The organism is Lentimicrobiaceae bacterium (genome assembly GCA_023227965.1).
In the GTDB taxonomy this organism is placed as follows: domain Bacteria; phylum Bacteroidota; class Bacteroidia; order Bacteroidales; family JALOCA01; genus JALOCA01.
Map to the genome: position 1 here is coordinate 1 of JALOCA010000027.1, position 16,347 is coordinate 16,347.

Here is a 16,347-nt window from a genome sequence, read left to right on the forward strand (position 1 = left end):
TTATGATAGGGAAATTACCGAAAAAAGGACAGTGAGATTTATTTCGACCACTCTTGGAAGACTTTATTGATATGAACCACGAATTGGTTCTTTTGGCAAATAAGATTGATTGGTCATACTTTGAAAAAGAGTTTTCGTCGTATTACTCAAAAAACGGAGCACCGTCCGTACCCATTCGTTTAATGGTGGGATGCCTGCTATTGAAGTATTTGTATAATATTGGTGATGAGCGTATTCCTGAGTATTGGGTGCGAGATGTTTACTTTCAATACTTCTGTGGTGGAATATTTTTTTCACATAAGTTTCCTTTCGACCCGAGTGATTTTGTCCATTTCCGCAATCGGGTTGGCGAAGCAGGCATTGAAAAAATATTCGCCTATAGCGTGAAGATGCATGGAAAAGAGGTGGAGAAGAAGTCTAAATTTGTTTTGTCTGATACGACGGTACAACAGAACAATACGACATTTCCAACTGATGCCAAGATGTGTAAAAATGTAATTGACAAATGCAATAAAATAGCGGATCAAGAAGGAATTAAGCAGAGACAGCGTTACACCCGTGAGAGCAAGCAATTGGTTAGGGACACCTACAACGGCAAACATCCCAAACGAGCCAAACAGGCACGAAAAGCAAAGAAACGGCTGAAAACGATAGCCAATACACAACTACGCGAGTTGAATAACAAAATGAACGAAGAGCAGAAAAAACGACACCAATCAGAGATGGAGCTTTTCTGGCATGCAGTCAATCAACAGAGATATGACAAAAACAAGTTTTACAGTCTTCATAAGCCTTTTACAAAATGTATCGCCAAAGGTAAGCCGCATAAGCAATATGAGTTTGGTAACAAGGTGGGCTTGATCACTACAGGGGAAAAAGGAAAGAAAATTATAACGGCGATAAAAGCCTTTTTGGAAAATCCTTTCGATGGACACACGATAGAATGGAACTTGAAGAAAATGATGGAAAAACTCAAGCAAGAGTTTTTGTATTTTATTTTTCGACTGTTCCTACAACAAAATTTTTATTATATCGCCGCGTGAATAGTGGCTTTTAAAGGAACGACTATTTAATATATGATTTTAGACAGTTTAAAAAATATTGAAATCTATAAAGGGATTTCAAAAGATATTTATCTGGGCTTAAAATTTATTGCAAATGCAAGTCCTGATATAAAAACAGGTACTTACATCATCAACAGCAAAACAAAAGCAATAGTGAGTGAATACCAAACTGTTGAAGTATTTGAAAGAGGATATGAAGCTCATAAACACGGCATTGATATTCAGTATCCGGCCAAAGGGCTCGAAAAGGTAAAATGGTCGCCTTTAGAGGGCATGCTTGTAAATATTCCTTATGATGAACAAAAAGACCGTACTTTTTACACTGAACCTTCACTACAAGGAACATCGGTTATTATTGGCAATGGAATCTTTGCCATTATGTTCCCAAGTGATGGACATAGTCCTCAGCATTACGTTGACAAACCAGAATTAATTCGCAAAATCACCATTAAGGTTACAATTTGACTTTTGTCAAGGCAATGAACTGGATATTATTATCTCATATCTTGAAACCCGGCATCCCCTCTTATGGAAACAGGGACAAACTAATTATTGAGCACCCATCTTCTTTAGCCTACGGAAATACAGCAAATTCCTCAAGCTGGAACTTCACATCGAATCATCTTGGCACTCACATTGATGTGCCTAATCATTTTTTTGACGAAGGAATGACAATAAGCGATTATCCAGCTTCTTTTTGGTTTAGCGAAAAAATACTGTTAATTGACATCCCTTTAGAAAAATCAGAACTGATAACTCCTTATCACTTAAATGATAAAGTAAAATCAAACATTGAGGTACTCCTTGTCCGCACAGGTTTTGAAAAATACCGGCATCAGGAAAAATACTGGAATGATAACCCTGGTGTGGCTGCTGAAACAGGATTCTGGTTAAGAAAAAATTTCCCGGAAATTAAAATCTTTGGTTTCGACTTCATTTCTCTTACTTCCTGGAAATTCAGGGATGAAGGTAAAAAAGCACATAAAGCATTTTTAGACCCCATAGCTACAGGAAAACCAGTTTGTTTAATTGAAGACATGTCACTAAAATCAGTACAAAACACAGTAAAACAAATTATTGTAGCTCCTCTTCTGGTTGAAAAAGGGAATGGGTCTCCCGTAACTGTACTTTGTAATTAAAATATATTATTATAATATTAAAAAATTAAATTTCAAAAAAATGTTTTATTTAGAGCTTGACAGAATCAAAAGAATGAGTAAAAACGAGATAACTGTTTCTCGTATAGCTAAGGCAATTTTCCGACGAATTATTCATATTCGTCATGAAATTTTATGGATACTTCCATGGGGTTTTTCAGTAAAAAACAAAAAAAAACTTGCAAAATATAAAGATATTCACAAGGGAAAACGATGTTTTATAATTGCTAACGGTCCAAGTTTAAAAAATGTAAATTTTGAACTTTTAAAAAATGAATTTACATTTGGCATGAATAGAATTTATCTAATGAAAGAAATGAATGGATTTAAACCAACATATTTGGTTTGTATAGATAGAGATTCACAAATTCTTCAATTTGCAGAAGAGTACAATCAGCAAAAAGGTTTATGTTTTTATGAATGGGACCTAAAACATAAATTTGACAAAAAAGATAATTTTATTTTTATTCCAAGTAAATTCAGTACAAAATTCTCAAAAAATCCATTAGAAGAACCATTTGGTCACGGAGGGTCTGTTGCTTATACATGTATGCAACTTGCTTTTTATATGGGCTTTAATGAAGTTTATATCATAGGAAAGGACCATAGTTATAATGCCAGTGAAAAACCTGCCGTAGGCATAAAAAGTACGGGTAAAGAAGAAAATCATTTTATTAAAGGCTATTACCATAAAGGTCAGAATTGGAATATGCCAGACTATAATACAGAAGAATTAGCTTATTCATTAGCAAGAAAAGCTTATGAAGATGATAATAAATTAATAATGAATGCTACTGAAAATGGAAGGCTAGAGGTATTTAAAAGAGTAAAATTTGAAACATTATTTAATTAACATATTATTTAAACCATAATATAATATATTATGAGATTATTTATAGCTAAAATAGTACAAAAAATAAGATATTATTTATATAAAATGAGGGGATATGATGTACATTATACCACCTCCTTAGAAAGAAATTTAAATTTGGACAGATATAATCCAAAGGGCATTCATATTGGGAAATATACAATTATTACTTCTAAAGTAACAATATTAAGTCATTATTTAATACCTGTTAAATCGCAAAATAAATATATTGGTGAAAAAATTGATACAAGAATTGGTGACTTTTGTGTTATAGGTATTGGATCATTTATAATGCCTGGAGTTACAATTGGAGATGAGGTTGTTATAGGATGTGGCTCAGTAGTAACTAAAGATATTCCATCAAATTCAATAGCAGTAGGTAATCCTGCAAAAGTGATAAAATCTGGCATCAAAATGGAAAATATTAAGTTATAGCTACTAATGAATATAGTAAATATTTGGGGGTTTAATGTTTTTTCAGATAATTTAGAAAAAATTGAAACCGTGGGGAAAAAAGCAAAACTTCTAACAACCATCAGTCCTAATTCTTATGGCATAAGCACAAAAGATTTATTGTTTGAAAAATCATTAAAAAATTCTGATTTTTTAGTTTTAGATGGGGTTTATTTTGCTTTGGCACCAATACTTCTTAAAGGTAAGAATATTAAAAAAAATCAAGGTCCTGAAGTTTTTTATCATTTTATGGATAGGGCAAATTCATCGAACGGTAAAGTATTTTTTTTAGGTTCAAAAGAAACAACTTTAATAAGAATTAAAGAAAGAGCAAAAAAAGACTATCCCAATATTTTAATTGAATACTACTCTCCCCCATTTAAAGAAGAATTTTTGAAAGAAGATAATGAAAAAATGATAGATATTGTAAACAACTATCAACCGGATGTTTTATTTGTTGGAATGACCTGCCCAAAGCAGGAAAAATGGGCTTATCAGCATAAGGATAATATTAATGCAGGCTTAATTTGTTGTATTGGAGCAGTATTTGATTGGTATGCCGGAAATCAAAAAGAAATAAAACCAATTTGGTGGAAATTAAGACTGGCATGGATAATAAGAATCATTCGTCGTCCCGAAATTATATACAGAATCCCAAGTGTAATGATTTTTTTTAAGCATTTAATTATGATTATTTTAAAATTAAAAAAAAATACAATAAGCTCAAATTAAAAAATTTAACTGATAATGGAAAACAAAAAAATAAGAATTGGAATTATCGGGTTTGGAAGAATGGGAATAACCCATTACTCAATTATTAACACACATCCCGACATTCAAATAGTAGCAGTTGCCGACACTTCAAAAACTATTTTAAATATTTTAAAAAAGCTTAATAAAGAACTTAATGTTTTTACTGATTATAAAGAATTGATAGATGTTACACAACCAGATGCAATAATAATTTCGACTCCTCCCAATTTACACTATCCAATAATAAAATATGCTTACGAAAAAAAAATACATATTTTTTGCGAAAAGCCTTTTACAGCCAATCTTAAACAAGCTGATGAATTGACAAATATTTTTTCCAATAGTAATCTTGTCAATCAAATCGGATTTGCAGCAAGATATGGAGACGTTCTTAACAAAGCAAAAGAATTAATTGATAATAAAGTAATTGGTGATATAATACGATTCAAGGGTGAAATGTTTAGCTGTGCTATCATTAAAAAAACAAACGGTACAAATTGGCGAGATCAGGAAGAAAATGGAGGAGGTGTTGTATATGAAATGGGAACTCACATGGTTGATCTAATAAACTATTTTTTTGGTGAACCAGATAAAGTTGCAGGTACTGTAAGAAGCAAAGTTTTTTCAAAAAATGTTGATGATATTGTATCAACAACATTCATTTATAAAAATGGATTAACCGGAACAATGTATATAAACTGGAGTGATGAAAGTTATCGTAAATCTTCAGTTTCTATTGAAGTTTTTGGATCAAAAGGAAAAATTATTGCCGACTTTTATGGATATAAATTATTTCTTTCAAAAGGAAACAATGAATTAAACTTACGAAAGGGTTGGAATACTTTTCACTTTACCGATGTTTACAAACCTGTTCCTTTTTATGTAAGAGGCAATGAATTTTCAAGACAACTATATGATTTTGTTGGATTAATTTCAGGAAGTCACAAAACAAATTTATGTGATTTTGCTGAAGCCTATAAAACTGAGAGGATTATTGATTTAATTTTTAAAGATTCATTAATAAATAATAATTAATATAATGGACAAAATAAATAAGATTGTATTTGGCGACAATCAATTTTTTGGCATTAATCACATGTCACAAGAAAAAGCACAACAATTATCAGAACAATTTTATAACATTCAAAACATTTTTAATGTTTATGATATTGCCATAGAATGTGGAATTGATGCAATCATGCTAAACAGCAATCAAAGAGCAATAGAAATTTGTGAATATTTTAGAAAAAACAATTCAAAATACAATCATCTATCATGGTATCCTTCAATACCTTATCCGCATAAATATGCAAATATTATTTCTGAAAAAGGCATATTTCCTGCAATAAATGAATTGTTATTTTCAAACAATACGGCTTCAGGAGTTTTCGGAATGATTGCAAAGGGAGGCAGCGCCGTATTAACAAAAGATGTAATAAAAATAATGGAAATGCTTATAGACGCTGAGGTAAAAATGTTCAGGGGACTGAATATTAAAGTTATTTTCTTACAAAATGTAATTACTGATTTGCTTTTAGGTTTTGGTGCAAAAGAAATTTTCGAAGAATATTGTTCATACATTAATAAAAAATACAAGGTTGCTCCAGGCTTAATAACTATCAACTTACCATATTGCATTAACAAACTAAAAGAATGGGGTATTAAAAATGTTGTTATTTGTAGTTCGATAAATAAGATTGGATTTACAATGTCACCCGGCATAGATGCTTATGAAAAAGTCATTAATGAGAACAATCCAGATGATTATCAAATTATGGCTATGTCAACTTTAGCATCCGGGGCAATACCACCTAAAGAAGCTTATGAATACATAAACAGTCAAAATATTCAATCTGTTGTTTTTGGCGCATCCTCGAAGAAACACATTGAAGAAACAATAAAATATTTATCATAATTAATTATAATTTTTTTTGATTATTTAATTATTGACAAATAAATGTTATCGTGAATAATATTTTTAATTTCTAATAATCTTTCCTGATTATTTATGAGTAATATTAATACACAATTTACAGTAGAAAGAAGTGATTGTTCAAATATTAATGAGCTTATTGAACTTTCAAAGACTTACTATAAGGATAGGGATGTTGGAGATTTTAATTACCTTGAATGGCAATATCTACAAAATCCTGCCGGAAAGGCATATCTATTTACTGCAAGAGAAGATTTTTCAGGAGAATTAGCAGGACAATACATTGTAATTCCTATAACCTTTAACAGAGAGGGTGAAAAAATTGCTGGTTCAATTGCATTAAATTTACTTACAAACCCTAAATATCAGCGTAATGGACTGTTCCCGAGAATGGTAAGTGCTACTCACAATGAATGTGCAGAAAAAAACGTATTATTTACCATAGGAATGCCAAACCACCAGTCATATCCAGGTTTGACAAATAAATTGGGATTTAAACATTTAGGAGATATTCCGTTATTGATTAAGCCCTTAAGCCTGACTAATATTTTTTCTTCCTTTTTAAAAAGAAAAAGTAAAGAAAAACATGGCGGAATTATTAAACTTTTAATACCTGATATAAAGAATATTAAACTACTTGATTTTAATAATAGTGAAGATGTTGATAAAATAAATGATTTTTGGCAAAAAGCAAAAAAAAATTATTTAATTTCGACAAATAAGGAATTTTCATTTTTCAAATGGAGGTACAATGACCTGCCTACACGAGAATATCATGTTCTTTATTATGAAAAAAATAACTCAATATCTGGAATTATTGTACTGAAAGCTGAGAAAATTTGGGGATTTAATGTTGGAATGATAATGGATTTCATGGTTTTGGACAATAATTTCAAAGTAGGAAGGCAATTATTGCGATTTGTAAAAAATATTTGTAAAAATGAATCTCTTGATTTTATTACGATTCTTCATACAAATAATTATGAATACAGGATATTGAAAAAAAATGGTTATCTAAAAATTCCCTATAAGCTACTTCTTCAAAAAACACATTTTATTGTCAGGATGAATAAAGATTTTTTAGGTTCTGATTCAATATTTTCCTTAAACAAATGGAAATTAACTTTTGGAGATTACGATATTTTTTAAAATGAAAATTTTAACTTTCGATATTGAAGAATGGTTCCATTGTGATTTTATTTCTGATTCTTCCACGTGGAAAAATTACGAAACCAGGATTTATGAAGCTAATGATAAAATCTTACAAGCATTAGAAAACAAAAAAATTAAGGCAACTTTCTTTATTTTAGGCTGGATAGCCGAGAAATATCCTGAGGTAGTAAAAAAAATTCATGCTTCGGGACACGAAATAGCATGCCATTCATATATCCACGAACTGGTGCACCGGATGAATCCGGATTCTTTCAGACGTGATACTGAAGTTGCAATGAAACTGATTGAAGACATTATTGGCGAAAAAATAATAACATACAGAGCTCCTGCCTTTTCAATTACTGAAAAAACCCCATGGGCTTTCGAAATATTGTCTGAACTCGGTATTGAGTATGATTGTTCGGTGCTTCCGTCAAGTAGTCATGATTATGGAGGTTTTCCCTCTTTCGGTGAATGTTTGCCATCGGTAATAAAAGTTAATGGGTGTTATATCAAAGAGTTTCCGATGAATACTGTTCATCTTTTAGGAAAAGAAATAATTTTTTCGGGTGGTGGCTTTTTCAGACTGTTTCCATATTTTTTAATTCGTAAATGGGCTGAAGAAACCAAATATGTGGTTAGCTATTTTCATCCAAGAGATTTTGACTACGAACAACCTATGCTTTCACAATTACCATTGAAACGAAAATTCAAATCTTATGTTGGTTTAAAAAGCTCATATCCAAAGCTGTTAAAATGGCTTAACGATTTTGAACTAATGAGTGTTGGAGAAGCCTCCCAAAAAATAAATTGGGCAGAAGCAAAAAAAATTTCTCTATGAGCAAGAAAAATATTTTAATTACCGGCGCTTTCGGTTTTGTTGGCACCAACATTTCAGTTAGGCTATCCGAAAATCAAGATTTTATTCTTTATGCACTGGATATCAATTGCAATCAAAACAACAAAAATTTCATTGGGTGTTACGATTGGGATAGTTTTGGCGAACTAAGCAAAGTAAAGTTCGACACAATAATTCATCTTGCCGGAAAGGCTCACGACACAAAAAACAGAAGTCTAGAACAATCATATATTGATATTAATGTGGGACTTACTGAAAAAATTTTTGATTTTTTTATTAATACACAATCCAGAAAATTTATATTTTTCAGTTCGGTCAAAGCAGTTTCAGATAAAGTAAAAGGAGAATTTTTAACTGAAGATTCAGAACCCGATCCACAAACTCCTTATGGAAAATCAAAAAGACTTGCCGAAAAATACATCCTTAGTAAAAAAACAGAATCTTTTCAAAAAATTTATATTCTTCGTCCCTGTATGATACATGGTGCTGGAAACAAAGGTAATCTGAATCTTTTATATAATCTTGTCTCCAAAGGAATTCCATGGCCGCTGGGTTCATTTCATAATAAAAGATCATTTTTGTCGATTGAAAACCTGTCATTTATCCTCGAAAAACTGATTGAAAACGAAGCAGAATCGGATATTTACCAAGTTTCGGATGATGAGCCACTTTCAACAAATAATCTTATTGAAATTATTGCCTGTTCTCTTAATAAAAAAATTAAAATATGGAATTTATCCCCCAAACTAGTAAGGTTTGCTGCAAAAACAGGAGATTTTTTTTATTTACCACTTAACAGCGAAAGATTGAAAAAACTAACTGAATCATACGTAGTTTCTAACAGCAAAATAAAAAATGCTCTTAATCTGGTGAAAATGCCTGTTACGGCTTATGAAGGAATGAAAAAAACTATTGAAATCTTTACATCCTCAAATGCAGAAAAATAATATAACTCAATAGTTTTAATTTCATTTTTTTAATATAATATTTTTAAACTTTTCACAAACAGTTATATATTTCTTTAAATAACAGAAAAAATTTATGCAATTTCAATTTGACCTTGATTCTTTTATAAAACAGAAAGTTACTCACCGTAACGAAAGTTTGCTTTGTGCTGATCTTCTTAAGTTTGATAGCCAGATGCAAAATCGTATTAATGGTAAAAATGTACTGGTCATTGGGGGCGCGGGAACTATTGGTTCTTCATATATTAAAGCATTGCTCAAGTTCAAAATAAAAAAACTGATAGTTGTTGATATTAATGAAAACGGTTTGACTGAATTAGTAAGAGATTTACGTAGTTCGATCGGTTACAATATTCCTGACAATTTTATAACTTATCCTGTAAATTTCGGAGATAGTGTGTTTGAAAAGATTTTCCGGCATTCAGGGCATTTTGATATTGTGGCAAATTTTGCTGCACATAAGCATGTTAGAAGCGAAAAGGATATATTTTCAATTGAAGCAATGATTGAAAACAACGTGCTACGTGCACGTAAGTTGTTAGACCTTTTACTTGAGTTTCCCCCCGAACATTTTTTTTGTGTTTCAACTGACAAAGCGGCAAATCCGGTAAATATTATGGGAGCCAGCAAAAAACTTATGGAAGAACTTATTATGGCTTATGCATCAAAACTTCCTATTAAAACGGCAAGGTTCGCCAATGTTGCATTTTCAAATGGAAGCTTACCTTTAGGTTTTCTCGATCGTTTGAATAAAAAACAGCCATGGTCGTGTCCACTCGACATCAGGAGATTTTTTGTTTCACCTCAGGAATCAGGTGAACTATGCCTAATTGCATCTATAATGGGTGAATCAGGTGATATTTTTTATCCGAAACTTGACGAAGATAAAGACATGATTCCTTTTGATAAAATTGCCAACGATCTACTGTCAGCATTAGGATTAAAAGCAGATGCTTGTAACACAGAAGAAGAAGCTTGTAAAAAGGCTCTTCTTTTTGATAGTAAATCAACTACATACCCTGTATATTTTTTTAATACTGATACATCTGGCGAAAAACCTTATGAAGAATTTTTTACAGAAGGGGAAATTTTGGATACCGAAAAATTTATTAATCTTGGCATCATAAAAAACTCCAAAAAAAGAAATATTCAGGAAATTGATGAAATTTTTTCACGAATTAAAACTCTTTTCACTTCACAAGTGATTACAAAATCTGAAATTGTTGAAATTTTAAAAGAATACCTACCCAATTTTCAACATATTGAAAAAGGAAAGGGACTTGACCAAAAAATGTAAAAATGTTAATATATTATATATAAAACAAATTATTTATGATTATATTATTTGATTTTCTCTTCAGCCTTCTGATGATTTTGATTCTGTTTCCATTTGCATTACCCATCATTATAATATTGTTAATCACGGGTGAGCATTTAGTATTCTACAAACAAATTCGAATTGGAAAAAGCGGAAAGGAATTCGGGCTAATAAAATTTGTAACTATGCTTAAAAATAGTTCCAACATGGGAACTGGAGATGTTACCCTTAAAAATGACCCAAGGGTTCTGCCTATCGGAAGTTTTTTAAGAAAAACAAAAATTAATGAGATACCTCAACTAATAAATATATTAATTGGAGAAATGTCATTTGTTGGCCCAAGACCCATGACTCCACGAAATTTCAAAATATATACTCCTGACGAACAAAGCGTCATAACAAAAATGAAACCAGGTCTAACAGGTGTGGGATCAATCATTTTTAGGGATGAAGAAGAAATTTTTGAAAAATTAAATATGCCTTTAGAACAAGCACTTAAAGAAATAGTGATGCCTTACAAGGCTCAGTTGGAAAAATGGTATTTGGACAATCTGAACTTAGGGCTTTATGCAAAAATAATCTTCATAACTGCTTGGGTTGTTGTGTTTCCTAATAGCAACTTACACAAAAAATGGTTGAAGAATCTACCTGTAAACAAGCAAATTGAAAATATTAAAAATCAATAAACTATAACGATTTCACTGTCAGCACCTTACTATAATCATCCTAAAATCAATAAAATAAATCCCAAAATAAAAAATGAACAAAAAAGCCCTTATTACCGGCGTAACCGGACAGGATGGCTCTTATCTTGCAGAGTTTCTGTTAAAAAAAGGATATGAAGTTCACGGAATTAAACGTCGGGCATCCTCAATCAATACTAATCGTATTGACCACCTTTTTCAGGATCCTCATGTGCCAAAAAGAAACTTTGTACTTCATTATGGCGACATGACCGACAGCCTTAATTTAACTTCAATAATTCAATCGGTACAACCTGATGAAATTTACAATTTAGCGGCACAAAGTCATGTAAAGGTAAGTTTTGAAACTCCGGAATATACTGCAAATACTGATGCTACTGGTACTTTGAGATTATTGGAAGCCGTTAGACTGCTTGGGCTTGCAAAAAAAACCAGAATTTATCAGGCTTCTACCTCCGAACTTTTTGGCTTGGTTCAGCAAATACCACAAACTGAAAAAACACCCTTCTATCCGAGGTCTCCTTATGCAGTTGCTAAACTATATGGCTATTGGATTACCGTTAATTACCGTGAAGCATACGATATGTACGCCTGTAATGGAATTTTATTTAATCATGAATCACCCGTTCGGGGCGAAACTTTTGTAACACGAAAAATTACACGTGCAATTGCAGCTATCGTTACAGGCAAACAAAATGAATTATTCCTTGGAAATCTTGATGCTAAACGCGATTGGGGACATGCAAAAGATTATATAAAGGTAATGTGGCTGATGCTGCAACAGGAAAAACCAGAAGACTTTGTTATTGCAACCGGCAAAACAACAACTATCAGAGATTTTGTAAGAATGGCGTGCAATGTTTCCGGCATTGAAATCGAATTTTCAGGTAAAGGGATCAGCGAAACAGGAACTATTAAAAACATTGACAATAATAAATTTTTAAATGTAGTTGGACATGAGTATGCCGATGTTTTAAATACTTTAATCGACAAAACAATCGTCAGGATTGATCCTGAATACTTCAGGCCTACGGAAGTTGACCTTTTAATTGGTGATGCAACAAAAGCCAGAGAAAAATTAGATTGGCAGCCTCAATATACTCTTGATCAAATGATTGAAGAAATGATATTTTTCGATATTAAAGAAGCTAAGAAAAAATAAAATGAATAAGTTTAGAATATTTTTAACAGGTGGAGATGGAATGGTTGGCTCAAATATCAGAGAAGCCATGCCCGATTCGGAATTTGAAATTATTTGCCCCGATATAAATGCACTGGACTTACTAAATTACCAGGCTGTTGATTCATTTATCAAAAAAAATTCTTTTGGTATGCTTATTCATGCAGCGGGTATTGTAGGCGGAATTCATGCAAACATAAAAAATCCGGTTAAATTTTTGGTTGAAAACACCGATATGGCTCGTAATGTGATACTTTCAGCAAGAAATAATGGAATAAAAAACCTGATAAATTTAGGAAGCTCATGTATGTATCCCAGAGAGGGTAAAAACCCTCTTAAAGAAAATTCTATCCTTACCGGAGAATTAGAGCCTACTAACGAAGGATATGCCCTCGCTAAAATTTACGCCTTACGCTTGTGCGAATATATCAACAGAGAAAACCAGGAATTTAATTACAAAACTCTTATTCCATGTAATTTATATGGTAAATACGATAAATTCGACCCTCAGCATTCCCATCTGATACCTTCAATAATTTATAAATTGCATTCTGCAAAAGAAAATAATACTGACGCCATAGACATTTGGGGTGATGGAACTGCCAGAAGAGAATTTATGTATGCGGGCGATCTGGCTAACTTTATTTGGTTTGCAATAGCAAATTTTAATAAACTGCCCAATGTAATGAATGTGGGACTTGGCTGCGATTATTCAATTAATGAATATTATGAAACAGCCGCAAAAATTATTGATTATCATGGAAAATTTATACATGATTTATCAAAACCCGTAGGCATGAAACAGAAATTAGTTGATACTTCTCAACAAAAGAATTTAGGCTGGAGTCCAAAATTTTCGCTGGCAGAAGGCATTAAAGAAACTTATAACTTTTATAAATCAGCACACTAATGGAAAATAAATATTCATTAGCTTCTCCAACCTGGGGACAAGAAGAATATGATGCAATGCAAAAAGTGATTTCTTCCGGAAACTTCACAATGGGAAAATATGTTTCTGAATTTGAAGACGTTTTTGCAAAACGCTTTGACTCAAAATATTCCGTAATGGTTAATTCGGGTTCATCAGCCAATCTTCTTGCAATTGCCGCATTATTCTTCCGAAATTCAAACCCTTTGACTAAAGGAGATGAAGTTATAGTTCCAGCTGTTTCATGGGCTACTACTTATTACCCCCTCTATCAATATGGATTAAAAATAAAATTTGTTGATATTGATCCTTATACTTTAAATTTCCATCTGGACAAACTTAAAGATGCCATTTCGGAAAAAACAAGACTGATTTTCGCCGTAAACCTCCTCGGCAACCCTAATGATTTTGAAAAAATATATTTTTTAATTAAAGATAAGAATATCACCTTAATTGAAGATAACTGCGAATCAATGGGTGCTATGTTCGATGGTAAAATGACTGGTACTTTTGGCTTAATCGGTACTTTTTCTTCTTTTTTCAGCCACCATATTTCAACAATGGAGGGAGGAATGATTAATACTGACGATGAAGAAATTTATCATATCCTTCTCTGCCTTCGCGCACACGGGTGGACACGTCAATTACCTGAAATGAATAAAATTACAGGAAAGAAAAATAGTAACTGGTTCTACGAATCATGGAATTTCGTTCTTCCTGGTTACAACGTCAGACCATTGGAACTAAGCGGGGCCATCGGAATCGAACAATTAAAAAAATTAGACGATTTCATTGAAGCAAGAAGAAAAAATGCTGAATTATTCGTAAGAAATTTCAGTACAATTGATGAAATTATCATCCAGAAAGAAATTGGTAAGAGTTCATGGTTTGGATTTTCATTGGTAATGAAACCAGAAATTAATAAGGATCGCGATGAACTTGTACAGCTTTTGGTAGATAATAATATTGAATGTCGCCCAATTGTTTCAGGAAATTTTACTAAAAATAAAGTTATTTCCTTCTTCAATTATGAAATCCATGATGAACTTATCAATGCAGAATTAATAGATAAAAGAGGTTTATTTATTGGTAACCATCACTATAATCTTTCAGGTGAATTAGATAGAACTTTTAATGTAGTAAAAAAATTTTTTAACAATTAATTTCTGCAGCAAAAAAAAATAACATTAATCTTGCATAATGCTTAAAATTAATGTTCTTGGATTCGATATTCTCAGTGAACCCTTAAACGAAGATTTTTTTAACGAAAAATGTATAGTCAACACTATAAATGCTTCAGCATTTGTATGGTCAAAAAATGATCATCTTTACCATGAAGCATTACTGGCAAGCAATTTACTTATTCCCGACGGAATTGCTGTAACAATTGCTGCCCGTTTTTTATATAATAAAAGGATTAAAAAAATCAGTGCTGAAGATTTGTTCTTTTTTTTGATAAAATCAATTGACAAAGAACATGGTTCATGTTTTTTTCTTGGTTCATCCAACACTGTAATCGAAAAAATACTGAACCGTTTAAAATTTGATCACCCAGACATCAAGGCTGCTGGTTTTTCTCCTCCTTTCAGAAATTTTTTTTCGGAAGAAGAAAAAAGGAAAATGATTCAGCAAGTGAACACTTTCTCTCCAAAATTTCTTTTTGTAGGTTTATCTGCACCTAAACAGGAAAAACTAATTTGCGAAATAAGTCAACAACTCAATGCACAAATAATTTGCAACATAGGTGCGGTTTTTGATTTTTATGCCGAAACCATAAAACGTCCTGGAAAACTTTGGCAAAAAATTGGGCTTGAATGGTTGGTTTTATGGCTAAAAGACCCTGTAAGATTAAATAAAAAAGAATACCTTAGTATTATTAAATTTATCTATTCTCTTTTTAAAGTAAAATTTAATAAAAAATAAATGAACAATTATCTGCTTTTTACTTTTTTTATTTTTTTCATCTCAACCATAACGGCGTATATAACTATACCATGGGTTATAAAATTTGCTTATTCCAGAAATTATGTATGCACTCCGCACGATAGTTTCGTAGATGTACCAGGAAAAATAAGAAAAAAATCACATGATTACTCAATTCCAGTCATAGGAGGCTTGGTAATAATTTTCCCATTTTTCATTTCTATGATTGTAATGTGGCTATTTCGACACTCTTATTTTTCAGATTCTGTATTATTATTTCGATTTTATGCACTTTTTATCAGCACTATAATCATTAGTATCATTGGTTATATTGATGATATTAAAAAGGTTAGTTATTTAAAACGATTAATACTCGAAACAATTGTAATTTCTGTAATGCTTTTTCTTACTGTAAAAGATTCAGTGTATATTATTCCCTTATTAGGTCCGCATAAAATTGGCTATATTGAATTGTTTATACTTCTTATATGGTGTGTGGGTTTATTGAACTCTATAAATTTAATTGACGGTTTAGACGGACTGGCAACAGGAATTATGATAATAGCAACATTATTTTTTTCCTTTACTACAACAATAGAAGCATTTCTGATTACTCTTGTTTTAATGAGTGTATTAGCATCTTGTATTGCATTTTTAAGCTTCAATTTCTATCCTGCAAAATTATTCTTAGGAAGTTCAGGAACTTTGGTTCTGGGATATTTATTATCAATATTGACCGTATGGTCGCCTGTTCCAAAAATTGAAAATTATTATTTTCAATACGCTATTTTCTTTTTTGCATTACCTATTACAGATATGCTGATTGTTTTTTCAGTAAGATTATTTCACGGGATGAACCCATTTACCGCAGATTCCTGGCACGTACACGACAGAGTTCTACTAACAGGCATACCACGAAAATATGCAACAATATTATTGTGGACAATTTCCGGTTTATGTGGTTTATGTGGCTATTGTGCTTTTAAGGCTGTATTTTCTTATCATCTTGCTATCCTTTTCGTAATCATCTTATTAAGTATTTTTTATACAGTAATTATAATAAATAAAAAGAAATATATTTAATTTT

At 31.6% G+C, this 16,347-nt stretch carries 18 protein-coding genes; all 18 read left to right on the forward strand.

The genetic code is table 11. The annotated features are described in order from the left end of the window. Positions 1-71 precede the first annotated feature (71 nt). The 18 genes from M0R21_09585 (at position 72) to M0R21_09670 (ending at position 16,343) form a co-directional block, all read left to right on the forward strand. Entirely contained in the window at positions 72-1,043 is a 972-nt protein-coding gene (locus M0R21_09585; protein ID MCK9618070.1) for an IS5 family transposase, read from the forward strand. Positions 1,044-1,076: 33 nt separating this feature from the next. Beyond that, on the forward strand, positions 1,077-1,529 hold the full coding sequence (locus tag M0R21_09590; protein ID MCK9618071.1) for a YhcH/YjgK/YiaL family protein: 453 nt from the start codon (positions 1,077-1,079) through the stop codon (positions 1,527-1,529). 14 nt (positions 1,530-1,543) lie between these two features. After that, positions 1,544-2,203, forward strand: coding sequence for a cyclase family protein (locus M0R21_09595; GenBank protein ID MCK9618072.1), 660 nt, complete (start codon positions 1,544-1,546; stop codon positions 2,201-2,203). A 40-nt stretch (positions 2,204-2,243) separates the two neighbouring features. Beyond that, entirely contained in the window at positions 2,244-3,074 is an 831-nt protein-coding gene (locus M0R21_09600) for a DUF115 domain-containing protein (protein ID MCK9618073.1), read from the forward strand. A gap of 30 nt (positions 3,075-3,104) precedes the next feature. Further along, positions 3,105-3,527 carry an acyltransferase gene (locus tag M0R21_09605; GenBank protein ID MCK9618074.1) on the forward strand — a complete coding sequence of 141 codons (423 nt, stop codon included), beginning with the start codon at positions 3,105-3,107 and terminating at the stop codon, positions 3,525-3,527. A gap of 6 nt (positions 3,528-3,533) precedes the next feature. Further along, complete coding sequence (locus M0R21_09610) at positions 3,534-4,277, forward strand: WecB/TagA/CpsF family glycosyltransferase (GenBank protein ID MCK9618075.1); 744 nt, start codon at positions 3,534-3,536, stop codon at positions 4,275-4,277. Between the two features lie 15 nt (positions 4,278-4,292). Continuing rightward, the gene (locus tag M0R21_09615) at positions 4,293-5,333 is read left to right on the forward strand and encodes a Gfo/Idh/MocA family oxidoreductase (GenBank protein MCK9618076.1); all 1,041 of its coding nucleotides are present in this window, start codon (positions 4,293-4,295) and stop codon (positions 5,331-5,333) included. Between the two features lie 4 nt (positions 5,334-5,337). Continuing rightward, on the forward strand, positions 5,338-6,213 hold the full coding sequence (locus M0R21_09620; GenBank protein MCK9618077.1) for a hypothetical protein: 876 nt from the start codon (positions 5,338-5,340) through the stop codon (positions 6,211-6,213). A gap of 93 nt (positions 6,214-6,306) precedes the next feature. Further along, entirely contained in the window at positions 6,307-7,380 is a 1,074-nt protein-coding gene (locus tag M0R21_09625; protein ID MCK9618078.1) for a GNAT family N-acetyltransferase, read from the forward strand. Position 7,381: 1 nt separating this feature from the next. Continuing rightward, a complete protein-coding gene (locus tag M0R21_09630) occupies positions 7,382-8,224 on the forward strand; it encodes a polysaccharide deacetylase family protein (GenBank protein ID MCK9618079.1) in 843 nt (280 codons plus the stop codon). Further along, positions 8,221-9,189, forward strand: coding sequence for an NAD-dependent epimerase/dehydratase family protein (locus M0R21_09635; GenBank protein MCK9618080.1), 969 nt, complete (start codon positions 8,221-8,223; stop codon positions 9,187-9,189). The genes M0R21_09630 and M0R21_09635 overlap by 4 nt, the downstream gene beginning before the upstream one ends. A 94-nt stretch (positions 9,190-9,283) precedes the next feature. Beyond that, on the forward strand, positions 9,284-10,504 hold the full coding sequence (locus M0R21_09640) for a polysaccharide biosynthesis protein (GenBank protein ID MCK9618081.1): 1,221 nt from the start codon (positions 9,284-9,286) through the stop codon (positions 10,502-10,504). A 35-nt stretch (positions 10,505-10,539) separates the two neighbouring features. Beyond that, entirely contained in the window at positions 10,540-11,211 is a 672-nt protein-coding gene (locus tag M0R21_09645) for a sugar transferase (GenBank protein MCK9618082.1), read from the forward strand. Positions 11,212-11,284: 73 nt separating this feature from the next. Beyond that, the gene (gene gmd, locus M0R21_09650) at positions 11,285-12,391 is read left to right on the forward strand and encodes a GDP-mannose 4,6-dehydratase (GenBank protein ID MCK9618083.1); all 1,107 of its coding nucleotides are present in this window, start codon (positions 11,285-11,287) and stop codon (positions 12,389-12,391) included. 1 nt (position 12,392) lies between these two features. After that, positions 12,393-13,319, forward strand: coding sequence for a GDP-L-fucose synthase (locus tag M0R21_09655; GenBank protein MCK9618084.1), 927 nt, complete (start codon positions 12,393-12,395; stop codon positions 13,317-13,319). Then, a complete protein-coding gene (locus M0R21_09660; GenBank protein ID MCK9618085.1) occupies positions 13,319-14,500 on the forward strand; it encodes a DegT/DnrJ/EryC1/StrS family aminotransferase in 1,182 nt (393 codons plus the stop codon). Before M0R21_09655 ends, M0R21_09660 begins: the two co-directional genes overlap by 1 nt. A 37-nt stretch (positions 14,501-14,537) precedes the next feature. Next, on the forward strand, positions 14,538-15,260 hold the full coding sequence (locus M0R21_09665; GenBank protein MCK9618086.1) for a WecB/TagA/CpsF family glycosyltransferase: 723 nt from the start codon (positions 14,538-14,540) through the stop codon (positions 15,258-15,260). Then, positions 15,261-16,343, forward strand: a complete 1,083-nt coding sequence (locus M0R21_09670; GenBank protein ID MCK9618087.1) for an undecaprenyl/decaprenyl-phosphate alpha-N-acetylglucosaminyl 1-phosphate transferase — start codon at positions 15,261-15,263, stop codon at positions 16,341-16,343. Positions 16,344-16,347 lie beyond the last annotated feature (4 nt).

Excerpts from the sequence above, each read along its gene's own strand:
- M0R21_09585 (MCK9618070.1), top strand. The coding sequence starts at position 72 with ATGAACCACGAATTGGTTCTTTTGGCAAATAAGATTGATTGGTCATAC.
- M0R21_09590 (MCK9618071.1), top strand. The coding sequence starts at position 1,077 with ATGATTTTAGACAGTTTAAAAAATATTGAAATCTATAAAGGGATTTCA.
- M0R21_09595 (MCK9618072.1), top strand. The coding sequence starts at position 1,544 with ATGAACTGGATATTATTATCTCATATCTTGAAACCCGGCATCCCCTCT.
- M0R21_09600 (MCK9618073.1), top strand. The coding sequence starts at position 2,244 with ATGTTTTATTTAGAGCTTGACAGAATCAAAAGAATGAGTAAAAACGAG.
- M0R21_09605 (MCK9618074.1), top strand. The coding sequence starts at position 3,105 with ATGAGATTATTTATAGCTAAAATAGTACAAAAAATAAGATATTATTTA.
- M0R21_09610 (MCK9618075.1), top strand. The coding sequence starts at position 3,534 with ATGAATATAGTAAATATTTGGGGGTTTAATGTTTTTTCAGATAATTTA.
- M0R21_09615 (MCK9618076.1), top strand. The coding sequence starts at position 4,293 with ATGGAAAACAAAAAAATAAGAATTGGAATTATCGGGTTTGGAAGAATG.
- M0R21_09620 (MCK9618077.1), top strand. The coding sequence starts at position 5,338 with ATGGACAAAATAAATAAGATTGTATTTGGCGACAATCAATTTTTTGGC.
- M0R21_09625 (MCK9618078.1), top strand. The coding sequence starts at position 6,307 with ATGAGTAATATTAATACACAATTTACAGTAGAAAGAAGTGATTGTTCA.
- M0R21_09630 (MCK9618079.1), top strand. The coding sequence starts at position 7,382 with ATGAAAATTTTAACTTTCGATATTGAAGAATGGTTCCATTGTGATTTT.
- M0R21_09635 (MCK9618080.1), top strand. The coding sequence starts at position 8,221 with ATGAGCAAGAAAAATATTTTAATTACCGGCGCTTTCGGTTTTGTTGGC.
- M0R21_09640 (MCK9618081.1), top strand. The coding sequence starts at position 9,284 with ATGCAATTTCAATTTGACCTTGATTCTTTTATAAAACAGAAAGTTACT.
- M0R21_09645 (MCK9618082.1), top strand. The coding sequence starts at position 10,540 with ATGATTATATTATTTGATTTTCTCTTCAGCCTTCTGATGATTTTGATT.
- gmd (MCK9618083.1), top strand. The coding sequence starts at position 11,285 with ATGAACAAAAAAGCCCTTATTACCGGCGTAACCGGACAGGATGGCTCT.
- M0R21_09655 (MCK9618084.1), top strand. The coding sequence starts at position 12,393 with ATGAATAAGTTTAGAATATTTTTAACAGGTGGAGATGGAATGGTTGGC.
- M0R21_09660 (MCK9618085.1), top strand. The coding sequence starts at position 13,319 with ATGGAAAATAAATATTCATTAGCTTCTCCAACCTGGGGACAAGAAGAA.
- M0R21_09665 (MCK9618086.1), top strand. The coding sequence starts at position 14,538 with ATGCTTAAAATTAATGTTCTTGGATTCGATATTCTCAGTGAACCCTTA.
- M0R21_09670 (MCK9618087.1), top strand. The coding sequence starts at position 15,261 with ATGAACAATTATCTGCTTTTTACTTTTTTTATTTTTTTCATCTCAACC.